This window comes from Nocardioides sp. P5_C9_2 (assembly GCF_054049555.1).
Genome location: NZ_JBFUMD010000018.1, coordinates 1 through 17372 on the forward strand (window position 1 = coordinate 1; position 17372 = coordinate 17372).

General features: G+C 73.8%; 21 protein-coding genes. 6 read left to right on the forward strand and 15 right to left on the reverse strand.

Annotation, left to right across the window (positions count from 1 at the left end; all coding sequences use genetic code 11):
* Both ACXJKL_RS01980 and ACXJKL_RS01985 read right to left on the reverse strand, forming a co-directional pair.
* A partial coding sequence (locus ACXJKL_RS01980; RefSeq protein WP_457205368.1) for a zinc-binding dehydrogenase occupies window positions 1–521 on the reverse strand: 521 nt, incomplete at its 3' end.
* A 9-nt stretch (window positions 522–530) separates the two neighbouring features.
* Window positions 531–821: an alcohol dehydrogenase catalytic domain-containing protein gene (locus ACXJKL_RS01985; protein ID WP_457205369.1), complete on the reverse strand. Its 291-nt coding sequence runs from the start codon at window positions 819–821 to the stop codon at window positions 531–533.
* Between the two features lie 279 nt (window positions 822–1100).
* Here ACXJKL_RS01985 and ACXJKL_RS01990 point away from each other — a divergent pair, with 279 nt between their 5' ends.
* Window positions 1101–1481: a hypothetical protein gene (locus ACXJKL_RS01990; RefSeq protein ID WP_457205370.1), complete on the forward strand. Its 381-nt coding sequence runs from the start codon at window positions 1101–1103 to the stop codon at window positions 1479–1481.
* Complete coding sequence (locus tag ACXJKL_RS01995; RefSeq protein WP_457205371.1) at window positions 1478–1882, forward strand: CPBP family glutamic-type intramembrane protease; 405 nt, start codon at window positions 1478–1480, stop codon at window positions 1880–1882. The genes ACXJKL_RS01990 and ACXJKL_RS01995 overlap by 4 nt, the downstream gene beginning before the upstream one ends.
* 24 nt (window positions 1883–1906) lie before the next feature.
* On the opposite strand, the gene ACXJKL_RS02000 is transcribed toward ACXJKL_RS01995, so the two are convergent.
* The 11 genes from ACXJKL_RS02000 to ACXJKL_RS02050 all read right to left on the reverse strand — a co-directional run bounded on the left by ACXJKL_RS02000 (window position 1907) and on the right by ACXJKL_RS02050 (window position 11643).
* Window positions 1907–3370 carry a peptide MFS transporter gene (locus tag ACXJKL_RS02000; RefSeq protein ID WP_457205372.1) on the reverse strand — a complete coding sequence of 488 codons (1464 nt, stop codon included), beginning with the start codon at window positions 3368–3370 and terminating at the stop codon, window positions 1907–1909.
* Between the two features lie 64 nt (window positions 3371–3434).
* On the reverse strand, window positions 3435–3881 hold the full coding sequence (locus ACXJKL_RS02005) for an MOSC domain-containing protein (RefSeq protein ID WP_457205373.1): 447 nt from the start codon (window positions 3879–3881) through the stop codon (window positions 3435–3437).
* Window positions 3882–3956: 75 nt separating this feature from the next.
* Window positions 3957–5159: an RNA polymerase sigma factor gene (locus ACXJKL_RS02010; protein ID WP_457205374.1), complete on the reverse strand. Its 1203-nt coding sequence runs from the start codon at window positions 5157–5159 to the stop codon at window positions 3957–3959.
* An 8-nt stretch (window positions 5160–5167) separates the two neighbouring features.
* Entirely contained in the window at window positions 5168–5521 is a 354-nt protein-coding gene (locus ACXJKL_RS02015) for a YciI family protein (RefSeq protein WP_457205375.1), read from the reverse strand.
* A gap of 44 nt (window positions 5522–5565) precedes the next feature.
* On the reverse strand, window positions 5566–7218 hold the full coding sequence (locus ACXJKL_RS02020; protein ID WP_457205376.1) for a hypothetical protein: 1653 nt from the start codon (window positions 7216–7218) through the stop codon (window positions 5566–5568).
* Window positions 7219–7246: 28 nt separating this feature from the next.
* Window positions 7247–8239, reverse strand: a complete 993-nt coding sequence (locus ACXJKL_RS02025) for a serine/threonine-protein kinase (RefSeq protein ID WP_457205387.1) — start codon at window positions 8237–8239, stop codon at window positions 7247–7249.
* A gap of 118 nt (window positions 8240–8357) precedes the next feature.
* The gene (locus tag ACXJKL_RS02030) at window positions 8358–8654 is read right to left on the reverse strand and encodes a putative quinol monooxygenase (protein ID WP_457205377.1); all 297 of its coding nucleotides are present in this window, start codon (window positions 8652–8654) and stop codon (window positions 8358–8360) included.
* A gap of 67 nt (window positions 8655–8721) precedes the next feature.
* A complete protein-coding gene (locus tag ACXJKL_RS02035; protein ID WP_457205378.1) occupies window positions 8722–9285 on the reverse strand; it encodes a sugar O-acetyltransferase in 564 nt (187 codons plus the stop codon).
* Window positions 9286–9394: 109 nt separating this feature from the next.
* The gene (locus ACXJKL_RS02040; RefSeq protein WP_457205379.1) at window positions 9395–9856 is read right to left on the reverse strand and encodes a TspO/MBR family protein; all 462 of its coding nucleotides are present in this window, start codon (window positions 9854–9856) and stop codon (window positions 9395–9397) included.
* A gap of 42 nt (window positions 9857–9898) precedes the next feature.
* Window positions 9899–10762, reverse strand: coding sequence for an aldo/keto reductase (locus ACXJKL_RS02045; RefSeq protein WP_457205380.1), 864 nt, complete (start codon window positions 10760–10762; stop codon window positions 9899–9901).
* Window positions 10763–10803: 41 nt separating this feature from the next.
* Entirely contained in the window at window positions 10804–11643 is an 840-nt protein-coding gene (locus ACXJKL_RS02050) for a DICT sensory domain-containing protein (protein WP_457205381.1), read from the reverse strand.
* Between the two features lie 121 nt (window positions 11644–11764).
* Here ACXJKL_RS02050 and ACXJKL_RS02055 point away from each other — a divergent pair, with 121 nt between their 5' ends.
* Together ACXJKL_RS02055 and ACXJKL_RS02060 are read left to right on the forward strand one after the other, a co-directional pair.
* Window positions 11765–12010, forward strand: coding sequence for a hypothetical protein (locus tag ACXJKL_RS02055; protein WP_056926109.1), 246 nt, complete (start codon window positions 11765–11767; stop codon window positions 12008–12010).
* Entirely contained in the window at window positions 12007–12912 is a 906-nt protein-coding gene (locus ACXJKL_RS02060; RefSeq protein ID WP_457205382.1) for an FHA domain-containing protein, read from the forward strand. Before ACXJKL_RS02055 ends, ACXJKL_RS02060 begins: the two co-directional genes overlap by 4 nt.
* 3 nt (window positions 12913–12915) lie before the next feature.
* Here ACXJKL_RS02060 and ACXJKL_RS02065 read toward each other — a convergent pair whose 3' ends face one another.
* Window positions 12916–13653 carry a TetR/AcrR family transcriptional regulator C-terminal domain-containing protein gene (locus ACXJKL_RS02065; protein WP_457205383.1) on the reverse strand — a complete coding sequence of 246 codons (738 nt, stop codon included), beginning with the start codon at window positions 13651–13653 and terminating at the stop codon, window positions 12916–12918.
* Window positions 13654–13726: 73 nt separating this feature from the next.
* On the opposite strand from ACXJKL_RS02065, the gene ACXJKL_RS02070 reads away from it, so the two are divergent.
* Together ACXJKL_RS02070 and ACXJKL_RS02075 are read left to right on the forward strand one after the other, a co-directional pair.
* A complete protein-coding gene (locus ACXJKL_RS02070) occupies window positions 13727–15178 on the forward strand; it encodes a hypothetical protein (protein ID WP_457205384.1) in 1452 nt (483 codons plus the stop codon).
* A 78-nt stretch (window positions 15179–15256) separates the two neighbouring features.
* Window positions 15257–16228, forward strand: a complete 972-nt coding sequence (locus ACXJKL_RS02075; protein ID WP_457205385.1) for an SDR family NAD(P)-dependent oxidoreductase — start codon at window positions 15257–15259, stop codon at window positions 16226–16228.
* A 123-nt stretch (window positions 16229–16351) separates the two neighbouring features.
* On the opposite strand, the gene ACXJKL_RS02080 is transcribed toward ACXJKL_RS02075, so the two are convergent.
* Window positions 16352–17372, reverse strand: a 1021-nt coding sequence (locus tag ACXJKL_RS02080) for a carboxyl transferase domain-containing protein (RefSeq protein WP_457205386.1), incomplete at its 5' end; no start/stop codon positions are given.

A 17372-nucleotide genomic window follows, 5' to 3' on the forward strand; every position in this document is an offset into this window, starting at 1 on the left:
TCACCGGCCAGCCGCACGAGGTCGGCGCGCACCGAGTCCCGGTAGGCCTGGCTGGCGGGTATCGAGCCCGCGATCGCCACCAGGCCGTCACGCTTCGCCCGCTCGGCGGCCGCGATGGTGACGATCCGGCCGCGGTCGGCCACCAGGGCCAGGGAGACGTCGATCGCCTCGTCCGTGCCCACGCAGTCCAGGGCGGCCACCACCCCCTCGGGCGCCGCCTCACGCACCCGCTGCTCGAGCCCGTCGCCGTACGCGACCGGGATGCCGCCGAACCGCGTCACGGCGTCGAAGCTGCCGTCGCTCGCCGTCCCGACGACCCGCGCACCGAGCAGCGCGGCCTGCTGCAGCACGCTCAGACCGACCGCGCCGGACGCCCCGTGGACCAGGATCGTGTCGCCCTCGCCGACACCGGTCACGTGCAGCATCTCGGATGCGGTGCACCCGGCCAGGAGCAGGTTGGCGGCCTCGCCGAACGACAGTGACGCAGGCTTGGCGAAGACGTCGCGCGCCGCGACGGTCACCTCGGTGGCCTAGCCACCGCTGATGCGGAAGGCGAGGACCTCGTCGCCCACGGCCACCGGCCCCGACCCGATCTCGGTGTCCGCTCCGACGGCGCTCACCACCCCGGCGACCTCGTAGCCGATCGCCTTGGGGAAGTCGGCCGCGGCACCGCGGGCCACGTGCTTGGCGTCGGCGGGGTTCATGCCGGCCGCCCGCACCACGATGGTGACCTCGCCCCGCCCGGGCGGCGGGACGTCGTACTCCTCGAACGAGAAGACGTCGAGGCCACCCGGCCCGGTCGCGATCCAGTGCTGTGCCATCCCCCGAACCTAGTCCGGGGCCGACGTGCTCGCCACGAATCCGTACGACCCCGGCCGGCGGGACAACGAGTCGTGCCAGATGATGCAGGACGTCGAGGGCAACGAGTTCTGCCTCGACTGAGGGCGGGATCGGTGCCACGTGGTGACACCGAACCCACACCGAAGGCCGAGCGGGCCGGGGCTCGCCGGCCGCCAGCCGCCGGGGGACTTTCGGCCCTCCCGGCGAGAGGGGGAGGCTGGTTGCGGTGCCGAGCACCCGCCGCCCCCCGGAGGACCACGATGCGCGCGCAGCCACGTCCCCTCATCACCGTCGCCGTCGCCGTGGGCTACACGGCCATCGTGGGCCTCACCTGGACCGTCGTGGGCCTCGACTACGACGCCGTCGGGGACACGACGACGACCGTCGTCGAGGGGATTGTCGTCCCGGTCGGGCTCGGCTCGGTGTTCCTGGCCGCCGTCACCACCTACCTCGGCTGGTGGGGTCCGGCGATCCACGAGGACCTGCGCGCCCCACGGTGGATGTGGGTGGTGCCGGTGCTGATGATCCTTCCCGGGGTCGGCGTCCTGCTGGGGGCGCCGGGCCCGCCGACCGCTCCGACGGCTTCCTGCTGGCCCTGGGCATCGGCACGCTGCTCGTGGGCTTCAGCGAGGAGCTGTTGACCCGCGGAACCGGTCTGGTGGGCCTGCGCGGCGGCTTCGGCGAGGCCCTGTCCTGGTTCTTCAGCTGCCTGCTGTTCGGGCTCATCCACGCCCTGAACGTCCTCTTCGGACAGTCGCTGGGCTCCACCGTGCAGCAGATCGGCTTCGCCTTCCTGGCCGGATCCGTCCTCTACGTCACCCGCCGCGTGGCCGGCACCCTCATCGTCTGCATGCTGCTGCACGCGTGGATCGACTTCACGACGTTCGCCTTCTCCGACGCCGCCATCGACGACGAGTCGCCCTTCGTCGCCCTCGCCTCCACCCAGTGGCTCACCTTCGTCCTGGCGATCGTCGGGGTGGTCGTCCTGCTGCGCGGCTCCAGCCGGTACGGCGGTCGCTCGCCGCAGGCGCAAGCGGTCTGAGCGGGACCGGCAGCGCGAGCGCGGTCAGCGCACGCCCGACATCAACCCCCGGATCGGCTTGGCCAGCGCCAGCACCACGACACCGGTGACCACGGACGCGAGCCCGATCCACAGGAAGAACGGCTGCTCGTCGTCCACCGAGTAGTAGCCGGCGAGCTGGCCGGCCATCGCGGTGCCGAGGGCCACGGAGAGGAAGAACAGCGCGACCATCTGCGTGAGGTACTTGCGCGGCGCCAGCTTGGTCGCCACCGACAGCCCCACCGGCGAGATGAGCAGCTCGGCGAGGGTGAAGACCAGCAGGATCAGCGCCAGCCCGAGGAGCGGCACGGCTCCCGCGCCGGACGGCATCGCCAGGAACAGGAAGAACGCGACGCCCATCAGGATCGTGKAGAGCCCGAACTTCACCGGCGTGGACGGGGCCCGGTCACCGAGCCGGGTCCACATCGTCGCGAACAAGCCGGCCAGCACGATGATGAAGACCGGGTTGATCGACTGCACCCACGAGATCGGCATCTCCCAGCCGAAGAGGTCGCGGTCCAGCCGCTCGTCGGCGTAGATCGTCACCACCGTGAACTGCTGCTGGTAGAGCGACCAGAAGACGGCACTGCACGCGAACAGCGGGATCATCGCCAGCACCCGGCGGCGCTCGGCGCCGTGCACCTCGCGGTCCACGAGCATCATCGTGAACAGCCCGATCGCGGCGACGACGCTGACCCCGATCACGATGTTGGCCAGCCGGTCCACGGTGATGACGTCGACGAGGCACAGCACCACGACGAGGGCGACGACGGCGCCCAGCCCCGCGGCGTACCGCACCCGCTGGTCGGCGGGTAGCGGGTCGGGGACGTGCTGGGTCTCCTCGGGCAGCTTGCTGCGGCCGAGGGTGTACTGCACCAGGCCGGCGGCCATGCCGACCGCGGCGAGGGCGAAGCCGGCGTGGAAGCCCCACTGCTTCTGGAGCAGGCCGGTGAGGAGCGGTCCGACGAGGGCGCCGATGTTGATGCCCATGTAGAACAGCGAGAATCCGGCGTCGCGGCGCTCGTCGTGCTCGTCGTACAGCGACCCGACGAGCGAGGTGGCGTTGGCCTTCACGCCGCCGCTGCCCAACGCGATCAGCACCAGGCCGACACCGACACCGGTGAGCCCGGGAACCAGCGCCAGCGCGATGTGGCCGACCATCACCGTGACGGCCGCGTAGAAGAGCGTGCGCTCCGCGCCGATCAGCCGGTCGGCCAGCCAGGCGCCCAGGATGGTGGACAGGTAGACCGCCCCGCCGTAGGCGCCGACGATGCCGGTGGCCGTGGCCTGGTCGATGCCGAGACCGCCGTCGGCGACCGAGAAGTACAGGTAGATCAGCAGGATTCCCTGCATGCCGTAGAAGCTGAACCGCTCCCACAGCTCGACGCCGAACAGGTTGGCCAGCACGGAGGGCTGGCCGAGGAAGCCGGTGTCGGAGGGCTGCTGGCGGGTCGTCTGTTGCGTGGTCACGCCGCGCGACGTTACGACCCGACGGGCCGGGACGCATATCGGGACGGGTGCCCGATGACCTGCGTCACACGCCCGGCGGCACCGCGAGGTCGACCGCGTCGCCCACCTGCACGGTGCCCGACGCCAGCACCCGGCACACCGAGCCGGCGCGGCGGCGCAGCGCCTCCTGGGCACCCGCGCCGATGGTGTCGTCGAGGAGCTTGCACGGCGCCGCGACGCGGACCACCTCGAGCAGCACGCCGCCGATCCGGATCCGCGCGCCCGGCTCGCGCGGCACCACGCCGTCGCTGAGCGTCAGGTTGCGGCGGGTCAGCGCGGCCGGGATGTCGCGGCCGAACACCGCGGCGGACTCGGCCAGCGCCGTCGCGCTCTGCACGGTCACGTGCCGGTGCCGCGTGCCGTGGTAGCGGTCGCCGACGATCCCCCGGCCCTCCTCGACCTCGACCTGCCCGACAGCGCGCATCGGCAGCCGGGTCGCCTTGGCGACGTGGATCTCGGAGACGGTCGGCACGAGGGGCACGGTAGTCAGGGGGCGGTTACTGGCGAGCAGGACCTGGGCGCGGACGCCTTCGCCTGATCCCGCGCGTCAGGCGCCGTCGCGCAGCCGGGTGAGGTGGTCACGCTCCAACGGCGTGGGGTCCAGCGCCAGGGCGGCGTCGAGGGCCGCACGCGAATCCGCGTCGCGTCCCAGCTCGCCGAGGAGGTGGGCCCGCGCCACGTGCCACGGGTGGTACGCCGCGAGGTCGAGGTCGTCGACGAGCCGCAGCGCCGGCTCCGGTCCCTCGACCCGCGCGACGGCGAGGGCCCGGTTCAGCCGCACCACGGGGCTGGGCACCAGGGTGAGCAGCAGGTCGTAGAGCGCCACCACCTCGATCCACGGCACCGTCGCGTCGGTGTGCGCGGCACCGATCGCCGCCTGCACCTGGTAGGGACCGGGTCGGCCGAGGGCGAGCAGCGCCTCGACCAGCGTCCGTCCCTCGGTGAGGAGGTCGGCGTCCCACCGGGTCCGGTCCTGCTCGTCGAGCAGCACCAGCCGKCCCTCGACGACCCGGGCGCCGTCGCGGGCGCGGGTGAGGAGCATCAGGGCGAGCAGGCCCTGCGCCTCGGGCTCGGCCGGCAGCATCGCCACCAGCTGGCGGGTCAGCCGGATCGCCTCGTCGGCCAGGTCGGGACGGTGGCCGCTCTCGTCACCGACCGAGAGGTAGCCCTCGTTGAAGACCAGGTAGAGCGCCGCGAGCACGCCCCCGAGCCGCGCGGGCAGGTCCTCGCGCGCCGGCACCCGGAACGGGATCCCGGCGTCGCGGATCTTGCGCTTGGCGCGGGTGATCCGCTGGGCCATCGCTCGCTCCTCGACCAGGAAGCCGGCGGCGATCTCCGCGACGCTCAGCCCGGCCACCAGCCGCAGGGTCAGGGCGACGCGGGTCTCGGGGGCGAGCGAGGGGTGGCAGCACATGAAGAACAGCCGGAGCCGGTCGTCGTCGACGACGCCGAGCGGCTCGGTCGGGGTGCCCAGCATGGTCGTCGCCTCCTTCTCCCGGCGGGTGCGCGAGGACTCGCGGCGGAGCCGGTCGAGCGCCTTGCGGTGGGCCGTGGTGGTGAGCCAGGCGCCGGGGTTGGGCGGCACGCCRTCGACCGGCCACTTCTGCCAGGCCACCTCGAGGGCCTCCGCGACGGCGTCCTCGGCGAGGTCGACGTCGCCGTACCGGCGGACCAGGGCGCCGACGATCCGGCCGTGCTCCTCGTGCACGACCCGATCCAGCGCCTCCCCCGCGCTCGCCCCCGTGCTCACCTGAGTCCTCACTCGGACTGGAACGGGCGCACCTCGACCGGGCCGTGGCACGCGGCCGAGGCCTCGGTGCCCCAGCGCATCGCCTCGTCGAGGTCGGCCGCCTCGATGACCCAGAAGCCGCCGAGGTACTCCTTGGACTCGACGTACGGACCGTCGGTGACGACCGGCTCGGTGCCGCTGGCGTCGACGACGGTGGCGGACGACGCCGGCTGCAGGCCACCGGCGAACACCCAACGGCCCTCCTGCCGGAGCCGGGCGTTGAAGGCGTCGACGTCGGCCATCACCCGGTCGGCGGTCACTCCCTCGGGCCAGGTGACCTCGTCGCCGTGGTGGACCCCGAGCAGGTACTGGGTGGTGGTCATGGTGCGTTCCTCTCGTCGGTGGCACCCTACTGATCGGGCGCCCTTCACCTGGTCCACGAACGGCCCGGGCCGGATGCGACACGGCCGTCTCGTCGTACGCCGGGCGGCACGGTGCTGGCGGCCGCACCTGGACGCGCTTCAGCACGGTCCGCTTCCACACCCTCGACTGCACACCCGACGGTTCCTGCTGCGCCTCCGGGCGGTTCCGACCGCCTGGCGAGGACCTGGAAGTCCCCCGAGGAGAAGACCTCCGTGTAGCGACGACCGAGCACCTCGTCCGCCCGGCCCGCGTCGATGCCCCACGACGCCAGCGAGGGTCCGTGCCGCACGATCCACGTCGGCGCGGCGTCGCTGCGCAGGACCCGGTCCAGGAGGCGGAGCCCGGGGTCGCGCACGCGCACGGGCAGGCTCCACAGGTACGGGTAGGGGCTCCTGAGCCCGGCGGCCTCCAGCAGCGAGGCGTCGCCGAAGGCCACCACCCCCGTCCGCGGCCCCTCCCGATGGGCGCGCAGGTAGTCGATCACCGCCTGCTCGTCGCGCTGGCGGGGCTCGGGGCGCGCCGACACGACCCCCAGCCCGATCACCGCGGAGGCCACCACCGCCACGAGGGCGACGGTCACCAGGGAGCGTCCCGACGCGGACACCGGAACCGCCGACCGACGGCGCAGGCCGAGGGCCAGCACCAGCACCAGCCCGGGCACCACCCCGACGAGGTAGTGCAGCCAGTAGCTGCCGCCCGCCGCGACCGAGAGCGCCTCCCAGACGAGCAGCCCGGACACGACCCAGGTGAGGTACGCCGACACCGCGTCCCCGCGGTCGGGTCGCCACGGCAGGCGGATGAGGAGCAGCAGCACGATAGGCGCCCCGCTGGCCACGAAGGCCTCCACCAGCCACCCGCGTCGCACGCCCGTCGCGGACGACGCCTCGGAGGCGATCACCTCGGTGGCGTGCACGCGGAACACCACCACCGCCTCCCAGATGCCCCCGGGCGAGGTGCCGCGGGTGGCCGAGAGCGCCAGGACGACAGCGGTCAGCGCGGCGGCACCGGCCGCGCACCACGCCAGCAGCCACACGGCACGACGCCACCGGCCGGCCACGACGAGGGCCAGCGCCAGCAGGACGGCCAGCACCAGGACGTCGACGAGGTTCTGCTTGACCGACGCGGCGGCCGCCCCGGCCATCCCGGCGCCGAACGCCCAGCCCCGCGAACGGCGTACGAGCGCGGTGAGCAGCATCCAGGCCCCGGCGAGGAGGAACGGCAGGGCGAGCACCTCGCCCCCCACCTCGCGCACGGCCAGGAGCGGGTTCGACAGCAGGGCCGCGGCCAGGAGCGCGCACGCCGGGCCCGACCACCGGTGGGCCGGTGCCAGCCGGCGGCCCAGCAGCGCGGCCAGCACGATGGCGGCGACCGCAGCCGTGGCACCGAGCAGGCGCAGGGCCACGCCCCCGCCCAGGAGGTCTGCCAGCGCCGACAGGGCGACCAGTCCTGGAGGGCGGTCCACCCAGTAGTCGCCGTACAGGCTGGTGCCGGGCGCCCACTGGCCGCCCACCATCAGGAAGCCTGCCTCGTCCGGCGCCAGCGGTCCGCTCAGGAAGCGCAGTCGCACCAGGACCGCTGCCAGCACGACGGCGGCGGTGAGGAGGACGGGCAGGCCGCGTCCGACGTGCTCAGGCGGCTCGGGGTGATCGATCCGCACCCGTCACCACCCGGCGTCCTGGACCAGGTCAGGCGAGCAGGTCGCGGACCGGGGTGGCGACCGTGTGGACGTCCTCGGCCGGAGCCGGGTCGACGACCTCGCGTGCGGGGGTCACGGCGTGGGCGTCGTGCGCCGGCGTGGCCGTGTCGTCGTCCCAGTCGCCATTGACGAGGGAGGCGAGTCCCTCGGCCAGGCCGGCGAGCTCGGTGGTCGCGATGCCCATCATCTCGGCGACGGCCCGCGCGTTGGCGGGACGGTCCTCGGGCTGCTTCTCCAGCAGGGCGGACACGACGGCGCGCAGCTCGGCCGGGACCTCCTCGGCCAGCGGCGGGGGCGGCTCGTTGACGTGCGACATCGCGGTGGCGATCGGCGTACCCCGGTCGAAGGGGCGGATGCCGGTGAGCATCTCGTGCGCCACCACGCCGAGGGCGTAGAGGTCGCTGGCGCCGGTGGCCGGCTGGCCGAGGGCCTGCTCGGGGCTGATGTAGTTGGGGGTGCCGAGCATCTCGCCGACGCGCGTGTGGCCGTGGGCGTCGAGGGCGCGGGCGATGCCGAAGTCGGTGAGCATGACCACGCCGTCGTCGCGGACCAGGATGTTGGCCGGCTTGACGTCGCGGTGCACGACCCGGGCCTCGTGCGCCACGCCGAGGGCGAGGGCGGCCTGGCTGATGATCGACCGGACGACGTCGGGCTCGAGGGTGCCGGCCTCGCGGATCACCGCGGACAGCGGGGCGCCCGGGACGAGCTCCATCACGAGGTAGGTGAGGTGGTCGTCCTCGCCGTAGTCGAAGACCGTGGTGATGTTGGTGTGCATCAGGGACGCGGAGTGCCGGGCCTCGTCGCGGAAGCGCTTGGCGAAGATCTCCTCGTTGTCCGGGTCCGCGCGCATGATCTTGACGGCCACGGCGCGCTGGAGCACGTCGTCCACAGCACGCCACACGTCGGCCATCCCGCCGGAGGCGATGCGTTCCTCGAGGACGTAGCGATCCCCCAGCCTGAAGCCTTGGGTGAGTCGTTGCACGGGCAAGGAGTCCCATCTCTGGAGGGTTCGAGTGCTCGTGCGGACCTCGCACACGCCTTTCGGATGGTAAACCCCTCGACCGCTTTCCACGTGTTCGTGCCCCCGTAGGGGTGGCGGCCTACCCGGCGACCGGCACCAGCGGGTGGATGGCCACCTCGCCGGCGAGAGCCCCGTCCGCCGCGGCGAAAGCGGCAGCGACGTGGGGCGCCTGCATGTGGGCGTCGAGGGCCGCCTGGTCGGTCCATCGCTCCACGGTCACGAAGACGCCCGGAGCAGCCGCGGACTCGTAGAGGTCGTAGGCCAGGCACCCCGACTCCTGGCGGGTCGCCGCGGCAAGGCCGTCGAGCGCCGTACGCAGCGACTCCACGTGCTCGGCCTTGACAGGGATGGTGGCGACGACGTGGAGCTCGCTCATGGCGGTGCCTCTCGTGGAACCTCTGGCGGGTGTCAACCCACGCTAGTGGCGCCGTCAACGCCCGACGTCAGATGCTGCGGATCACCCTGGCCGGCGAGCCGACCGCGACCACGCCCGACGGCAGGTCCTGCACGACGACCGAGCCGGCGCCGACGACCGTGTCCGCGCCGATCGTGACGCCGGGGCACACGATGACCCCGCCGCCGAGCCACACGTTGTCGCCGATGACGATGGGCTGCGCCGCCTCCCACTTGTCGCGGCGCGGGCCCGGGTCGAGGGGGTGCGTCGCGGTGAGGAGCTGGACGCCGGGACCGATCTGGACGTCGTCGCCGATCGTCACGGTGGCCACGTCGAGGCTGACCAGCCCCCAGTTGACGAACGTCCGGGCCCCGATCCTCGTCTGGTAGCCGTAGTCGCACCGGAACGGCGGACGTACCTCGCTGCCCTCGCCGAAGGCGCCGAGCAGCTCGGTGAGCAGCGCGCGCCGCAGGTCGTGGTCGTTGGGGTCAGCGGTGTTGAGCTGGTGGGTCAGCCGCTGGGCCCGCTGCGACTCCTCGGTGAGCACCGGGTCGTCCGCGATGTAGGGGTCCCCGGCCAGCATCCGCTCGCGCATCGTCCTGTCGTCGCTCATGCGCATCAACCTACGGGGGCCACCGGGACCGCGGACGCGAGGGCACCGGCGGTGGCTGCTCGCGATGACCTTCGAGCTCGAGCCGCCGGTGATGCCCTGACGAGGGACGTCAGTTCAGTCCGGCGTACCGCACCGACAGTGCGGTGGCCACGCTGAGCCACAGGGCGTACGGCACGAGGAGGCCCCCCGCCCAGGGCAGCGACCCGGCGACGATCACCACGAGCAGCCAGGTCAGGAGCGCCGCCAGGGCGAGGCACACCGCGGCGACCCCCAGGCGGTGCGGAACGTAGAAGAGCCACGCCCAGGCGAGTGCGGCCACCACCGAGGTCGCCAGCACCGCGATCGCCGGCCAGGGGCTCGATGTCGAGGACGAGCGCGTGACCCAGACCCCCACCACCAGCAGGGCCAGGAAGTTGAGGGGCCACATCACGCCGAACACGACGTCGGGCGGCTGGAAGGAGGGCTTCGACAGGCTCGCGTACCAGCCCGGGTCGCGGCCCGTCCAGACGCTCGACAGGCCGGCATACAGGACCACGATCGCCACCCAGGCCACGGTGGCGACGACTCTCATGAGGTCTCCTGACGGGATGTGGCGGGCTCGGTCCGAGGGTGGTCAGCCGTCGAGCCGGGCCAGCTCGTCGGCGCTGAGCTCGAGGTCGGCCGCGGCGGCGGAGTCGCGCACCGACTCGGGGCGCTTGGCCCCGGGGATCGGGATCACGCACGGCGACTGGGCCAGCTCCCAGGCGAGGGCGACCTGCTGGGCGCTCACACCCCGGTCCTGCGCGACCTCGGCGAAGGCCGGGTGCTTCTCGGCGAGGCCCTTGGCGTCGTTGAGCCCACCGAGGGGGCTCCACGCCAGGAAGGCCAGACCGAGCTCCTCGCACACGTCGATCTCGGGACGGCTGCTGAGGAACTTGGGGCTGAACTGGTTCTGCACGCTCACCAGCGCGTCGCCGAGCACGGCGTGCGCCGCCCGGATCTGGTCGGGGTCGGCGTTGGAGAGGCCGACGTGGGCGACCTTCCCGCTCGCGACGATCTCCGCGAGCGTGCCGATGACGTCGTCGTAGGACACGTCGGGGTCGGGACGGTGGTGCTGCCACAGCGCGACCTGCTCGATGCCGAGGCGCTCGAGGCTGGCGTCGACGGCGCCGCGCAGGTGCTCCGGCGTGCTGTCGGTGGCCCAGTCGCCACCGTCGGTGCGGACGTGGCCGCCCTTGGTCGCGAGCAGCACGCGGTCGCGCGCGCCCAGCTCGTCGAGCAGGGAGGCGACCAGGCGCTCGTTCTGGCCCTGCGCGGCGGCGCCGTCGTCACCGGGCCCGTACGCGTCGGCGGTGTCGAAGAGGGTGACGCCCGCGTCCAGTGCCGCGGTGACGGTGTCGAGGAGCTGCTGGCGGGGCTGAGGTCCGGTCTGGTCGAAGGTCATTAGGCCCAGGCCGACGGCGCCGACCTGCTGGTGTCCGAGAGTTCGTGTCTGCATGTCCTCGACCTTACGGCGACCGCCATGGGCGACCCTCACCCTCAGGGGCGCCGGGCCCGCAGCGTCGTACCGTCCGTGTAGGCGACCATCCGGTTGAAGACCGCCGTCGCCGCGACCGGCGACGTGCTCGGCAGGACGGGCGTGCGCTCGAGGTCGGCGAGCACGTCGGCCGCCGCCCGCGAGCCGACCGCCGCCCCGGCCTGCGCGGTGAGGACGGCCGCGTCGCGGACCACCCCGCCGTCGACGGACCACAGCGCCTCGAACGGGCGCTCGTCGCCCACCGTGACGTGGCCCGGCAGCTCGAAGGCCACCAGCGCGGCCGCGAAGTCGGGGGCCTCGTGGACCACCACCCACTCCCGCAGCAGCGGCGACTCGGGCGGCAGGCCGACGKTCGCGGGGCGGGACTCGTCGTCGTGGGCGTCGAAGTCCGCCATCGCCACCGCCGCTCGGGCGGTGCGCGCCAGGTCCTCCCACCGGCGTCGCGACTGGCCGTAGTAGCGACCCCGCTGGAAGGTGCCGAGCAGGACGCCGCTCGACGACTGGGCGACCGCCTCGTCCTCGATCGCCCACGACAGCGCCAGCAGCGTCCGCTTGGTGAGCGTGTACGACGTCAGCTCCGGGTGGCGACGGCTGAGGGCGGCGTACACCGACGCGCTCTCGCCCAGCTGACCCGAGCGGAGGGTGGCCGCGATGGCCTCCTCGAGGCGCAGGCCGCGGTCGCGCTCCTCCACGACCCGCTGGACGGCGCGGGCGTCCTCGGCGGTGTAGCGCCGGTGCCCGCTGGGGAGCCGGACCGGCTCGGGGAACCCGAACCGCTGCTCCCACGCCCGGACCAGCTGGGTGGAGATCCCGGCATGCCTGGACAGCTCCCCGATGGTCATCAAGGTCTCCGACCCTTGCGTCGCGGCGTCGCCCGTGTCCATACTCGCTCCATAACCTAAACAGTCTGTCGAAGTTTTCTGTCTAACTTCAGGCAGACCCTACAACACCTGGAGACTCACCATGACGCAGGACCAGACTGATTTCCGTGCCGACTCGGTCGTCGACTGGAGCGACCTCGGTCGCGAGATGTGGTCGTTCCTCACCGGCCGGCGGGCCGCGATCAACTACCAGTTCGTCGACATGGCCGTGGAGGTACCGCGCGACACCGGTCCCAAGGCACCGCGCGCCACCTGGAAGATCGACGGCACGCTGCGCATCTCGACCGACGACGACACCACCCGGGGTCCCGCACCGGAGGCGGCGTGACCGTCCTGCGGACCCGCGTCGAGGCGGACGTCTGCTTCCAGGTGGACACCCCGGGCCGAGCGCGGGTCACCGGCTCGCTCCAGGGGCGGGGCAGCACCCTGACCCTGCGGGTCAGCGACCCGGCGATGTTCGCGGGTGGGGCGGACGCCGCGGGCCTGCGCCGGATCGCCGCCGAGCTCGCCGACCTGGGCGTCTCGCTGCAGGTGCGCGACGCGGACGACGTGCCGCTGGTGACGCTGGGCAACGTGCGCTGCCCCTGGTGGCAGCGTCCCTTCACCCGCAGCCCCCACATGCGGGTCGCCGGCCTGCGCGGCGTGGTGTCCGCCGGGCGCGGGCGGCTGCGCCGGGACGACGCGACCCTCCCGGGCCCCGGGCTGCTGCCGCCTCTGACCCCGTTCCCGGTGGCCCCGACGTTCCTGCGGCGCCCGGTCCGCAGGGTCACGACGACGCACGACCCCGGTCGAGGCGGCCTGCCGCGCCTCGTCGAGGTGCCGGGTGACGGCATCACCCGGACCGGTCACCCGGTGCACTGGCTCCAGGACGACCGCACCACCATCGGCTCCGACCCGGGCTGCGACATCGTGCTGCCGGGCCTGGCGCCCGTCCACGCMGAGGTGGTCCACGACGACGCCGACGAGTTCGTCGTCACCGCGGTCGGCGACGCCGAGCTGCGGGTGCACGGTCGCCGGGTCGCGACGTCGCTCCTGCGTACCTCCTCCCGCATCGAGCTCGGACCGGGTCCGCGCCGCATCCTGGCCTTCGTGCGCGAGGAGTACGCCGACCACGGCCGCCCGCACGGCGGGCGCATCGGCGGGGAGCTCGGCCGGCAGCAGCCCCAGCCGCCGCGGGAGCGCCTCCAGGCGGTCCCGGATCCCGACGAGACGGAGGAGGTCGATCGCTGACCCTCAGCCGGCGCCACCCTCCATCCGGACCTGCGTGAGCCGGTTGAGGAGCTCCTCCAACGCCTCCTCGAACTCGACGGCCGCCTTGTCCTCCGCGAGCTGGCGGCGCAGCCGCTCGACCGTGGGGTAGTCGGACAGTCCCGGCTCGGTCGTCTCCTCCAGGACGTCGAGCGGCCCGACGTTCGCACCGTGGGTGGAGGCCTCGAGGAGCAGGTGCCCGAGCAGGAAGCTGGTGAAGGCGCGGTAGCTCGCGACCGCGGCCTCGTCGGAGAAGCCCTCGGACTCCAGACCCACCAGGAACGCCTCGACCCACTCCAGGCTGCGCAGCGGCGGTCGCAACCAGGGCGCCTCGGGGGGGCGCGACGCGACCAGCGGGAAGGCCTTCGGGTGCGCCAGGGCCACGCGTCGTACGCCGTGGGCGAGGCGCTGCACGAAGTCCTGCCAGCCGTCGCTGGGACGGTCGAGGACCTCCACGTCGGTGCGCATGCCCTCGACCAGGAGGTCCACGACACCGTCGAGGAGCTCCTCCTTGCCGGAGACGTAGCGGTAGAGCGCCATGGCCTCCACGCCCAGCGCCTGGCCCAGTYGGCGCATGGTCAACCCCGCCAGGCCCTGCTCGTCGATGAAGGTGACGGCGGCGTCGAGGATCAGCCCGCGATCGAGCGGCGTGTGCCGCGAAGCGGGAGCCTCGCCGTGGACCAGCGCGGCGTCGGCGTCCTGCACGTCATCGGGTGGCGGCATCCGATCTCCTCTCGTCGCTCCCACCGTAGCCAAGCGGGGGCCCGCCGTGCTCCCGCCCGGCCATGATGGGTCCATGACACACGGAGTCTCGTTCCCCGCCGATGCCGACGGCCGCCGCAGCACCACCCGGGCCGGGCGCGCCGTCGTGGCCGACGCCCTGCGCCCCGTCGACCCGGTCGGCGCCCTCGGCGCGGAGCAGGAGACCGCGTGGCGCAGCGGCTACGTGCTGCACTTCCGGCGACTCGTCGAGGCGGGGATCGCGACCCCCGACGCCTGGAACTCGATCGCCGAGGCCGGCCTCGACGCCGTACGCCGCACGCTCGTCGTCACGGCGCCGGACGGGAGCGAGCACCCGCTCGACTCCCTCGCCACGGCGTCCGCGGTGCGCACCCTCGGCACCCACGAGGTGCTCGGGGAGGGCGAGCGGCAGGTCGAGCTCGTGCTGCCGTACCGGGGACGCGAGCTGCGGGGCACCGCGCTGCGTGCCCAGCTGGAGGAGTGGGTGGCCCGCGGGGTGATGGAGCCGTCGGCGGCCACCGCGGTCGGGGAGGTCGTGGACCACCCCGAGTGGCTGCGGCTCGAGGGCCGCACCGTGGCCGTGCTCGGCGCCGGCGCCGAGATGGGCCCCCTCGCCGCCCTCCTGCGTTGGGGCGCCACCGTGGCCGCGGTCGACCTGCCGCGCGAGGCGCTGTGGGAGCGCGTGGAGCGCACCGCCCGGGCGGGGGCGGGCCGGCTGCTCGTGCCGTTCGACCCCTCGATCGCCGAGGACGGCGCCCTCGGCGCGGACCTGCTGGCCGAGGTCCCGGAGGTCTGCGACTGGCTGGCCCGGATCGAGGGGCGGCTGGTGCTGGGCAACTACCTCTACGCCGACGGCGGCACCCACGTGCGCGTCGCCGCCGCGGCCGATGCACTCGCCACCCGGCTCAGCGCGGCCCGCCCGGACACCGCGCTGGCCTTCCTGGCCACCCCGACCGACGCCTTCGCGGTGCCGCGCGACGCGGTCGAGCAGTCGACCCGCGCCTACCGGGAGCGCTCGCGCTCCGCCAAGGCCGTCGGCCGCCCCCTGCGCTGGGCGACCCGCGGCCGGCTGCTGCACCGGGCCTACCCGCCCGCTGCCGACCCCGGCATCAGCGACAGCATCGTCCCGGTGCAGGGCCCCAACTACGTGCTGGCCAAGCGGATCCAGCGCTGGCGGGCCGCCGTCGCCCGCCGCGACGGCCAGCTGGTGTCCTTCCACGTCGCGCCGTCGACCCGGACCCGCTCGGTGGTCAAGAACCGCGCCCTCGCCGCCGCCTTCGCGGGCGCCCACCGCTTCGGGGTGGAGATCTTCGAGCCGGACACCGCCAACACGTTGATGGCGGCCCTGCTCGTCCACGACCTCAGCGCCGGCGCGCCCTCCCACGAGCACCCGTGGCAGGACGAGGCGTACGCCGCCGTGCACGGCGGCCTGTGGCGTGCGGCGTACGAGCCCCGCAGTGCGCTCGGGCTCGCCGCGGCGCTGGGCTACGCCAGCGCCCGCACCTGACCCCCGACCGGGCGGTTCCGTACCGCTGGAACACGCCGACCGGGCGGTTCCTGCGCGCTGCGGGCTACGTTCGGGAGCATGACCTACGCCCCCACCCCGCAGGAGCCGATCGGCTCGGGCTTCGACCAGCACACCACCGCCGACGAGGTGCTCGCCGGCGTCGACCTCAGCGGCCGGACCGCCCTGGTGACCGGCGGCTACTCCGGGATCGGGCTCGAGACCACGCGAGCGCTGGCGAAGGCCGGTGCGCGTGTGATCGTCCCCGCCCGACGGCCCGAGACCGCCGCGAAGGCGCTCGAGGGCCTCGCGGGCGTGACTGTCGAGACGCTCGACCTCGGTGATCTCGCCAGCGTCGAGGCGTTCGCCGGGCGGGTGCTCGCGAGCGGCGTCACCCTCGACATGGTCATCGACAGCGCCGGCATCATGGCCTGCCCGGAGACCCGCGTCGGTCCGGGCTGGGAGGCTCAGCTCGCCACCAACCACCTCGGGCACTTCGCGCTCGTCAACCGGCTGTGGCCGGCACTGGCCGAGGGAGCGCGGGTGGTGAGCGTCTCCTCGATGGGCCACCTGCGCAGCCCGATCCGGTGGGACGACCTGATGTTCGAGTCGGACTACGAGAAGTGGACCGCCTACGGCCAGGCCAAGACCGCCAACGTGCTCTTCGCCGTCCACCTCGACCGCCTCGGGCAGACCGACGAGCGGGGCAAGGGTGTGCGCGCCTTCGCCCTGCACCCCGGCGGGATCCTCACCCCGCTCCAGCGGCACCTCCCCCGCGAGGAGCAGGTGGCGATGGGCTGGTTCAACGAGGACGGCACCCCGCGCGCCGAGTTCAAGACCCCCGAGCAGGGCGCCGCGACCCAGGTCTGGGCGGCCACCTCGCCGCAGCTCGACGGCAAGGGCGGCGTCTACTGCGAGGACGTCGACGTGGCCGTCCGGTACGTCGAGGACGGTGCGCGCCGCGGGGTCCGCGACTGGGCCACCGACCCCGCGCAGGCGGCCCGGCTGTGGCAGGTCTCGGCCGAGCTCACCGGCGTGGACGCCTTCGCCTGACCCCCTTTGCCTGACGGGCCTCAGCTGTAACGCGCCGTCACATCACCTTCCCACCCCGCCGGTGGGCGGTGATGACTGCGTAACAGCGCGTTACAGCGGGGGGCCGGGCCGGATCACCACCGCTCAGCCGTCGACGCCCATGCTCACGAGCATGGCGGCGCACTCCGCCGCGACGGCTCGGGCGAGCGTCTGGGCGCTGTCGTCGTCGCGCTCGGGGACGATGCGGTGGACGGTGCCGTTGGCGGCCAGGTCGAGGGCCCGGACCTGCTGGCGGGTGGCCATCTCCTCGGCGTGCGTGGTGTCGCCGTGCACGATGACGCTGGCCCCCTCGGGCGGCAGCGGCGAGAGCCACGCGTGCTGCGCGGCGAGCACCCGCCGGGCGGGCAGGAGCGCCAGTGCCCCGCCGCCGCACCCCTGACCGAGCAGGACGGCCAGGGTCGGCACGCGCATCCTGGTCATCGTCGCGATGCATCGGGCGATCTCGCCGGCCACCGCCCGCTCCTCGGCGAAGACCGAGAGGTCGGCGCCGGGGGTGTCGATCACGGTGACGAGCGGGAGGCCGAGCTCCTCGGCGAGGTTCATCGCGCGGCGCGCCTCGCGCAGCGCGGCCGGCCCCATGGCCCGGTCCGCGTCCTGCCGGGTCCGGTCCTGGCCGACGAGCACGCACGGCTGGCCGTCGAGCCGGGTCAGCGCCACGATCACGGTCTCGTCGCGCTCGCCCTCGTCCGTGCCGCGCAGGCGCAGGGTGTCGCTGGCGCCGTACCGCAGCAGGTCCCGCACACCTGCCCGTCCGGGGAGGCGGGTGATGCCCACCGACTCCCAGGCGGTGCGGGTGGTGAGGGCGGTGGGGTCGCGCCGCGGCAGCGCGGGCGGCTCGGGCCGGTCGAGCAGCACCCGCAACGACCTGTCGACCAGCTCTGGCAGGTCCTCGGCAGCGACGACGGCGTCGATGACGCCCTTGGCGGCGAGGTTCTCGGCCTGCTGGACGCCCGCCGGGAACGGCGTGCCGTGGAGCGCCTCGTAGACCTTGGGCCCGAGGAAGCCCACCAGCGCGCCGGGCTCGGCGACGGTGACGTGGCCGAGCGAGCCCCACGAGGCGTAGACTCCGCCGGTCGTGGGGTGGCGCAGCTGCACGAGGTAGGGC

Coding starts and splice junctions, on each gene's coding strand:
- ACXJKL_RS01985 (WP_457205369.1), bottom strand. CDS start 821: ATGGCACAGCACTGGATCGCGACCGGGCCGGGTGGCCTCGACGTCTTC.
- ACXJKL_RS01990 (WP_457205370.1), top strand. CDS start 1,101: ATGCGCGCGCAGCCACGTCCCCTCATCACCGTCGCCGTCGCCGTGGGC.
- ACXJKL_RS02015 (WP_457205375.1), bottom strand. CDS start 5,521: ATGACCACCACCCAGTACCTGCTCGGGGTCCACCACGGCGACGAGGTC.
- ACXJKL_RS02030 (WP_457205377.1), bottom strand. CDS start 8,654: ATGAGCGAGCTCCACGTCGTCGCCACCATCCCTGTCAAGGCCGAGCAC.
- ACXJKL_RS02035 (WP_457205378.1), bottom strand. CDS start 9,285: ATGAGCGACGACAGGACGATGCGCGAGCGGATGCTGGCCGGGGACCCC.
- ACXJKL_RS02040 (WP_457205379.1), bottom strand. CDS start 9,856: ATGAGAGTCGTCGCCACCGTGGCCTGGGTGGCGATCGTGGTCCTGTAT.
- ACXJKL_RS02045 (WP_457205380.1), bottom strand. CDS start 10,762: ATGCAGACACGAACTCTCGGACACCAGCAGGTCGGCGCCGTCGGCCTG.
- ACXJKL_RS02055 (WP_056926109.1), top strand. CDS start 11,765: ATGACGCAGGACCAGACTGATTTCCGTGCCGACTCGGTCGTCGACTGG.
- ACXJKL_RS02070 (WP_457205384.1), top strand. CDS start 13,727: ATGACACACGGAGTCTCGTTCCCCGCCGATGCCGACGGCCGCCGCAGC.
- ACXJKL_RS02075 (WP_457205385.1), top strand. CDS start 15,257: ATGACCTACGCCCCCACCCCGCAGGAGCCGATCGGCTCGGGCTTCGAC.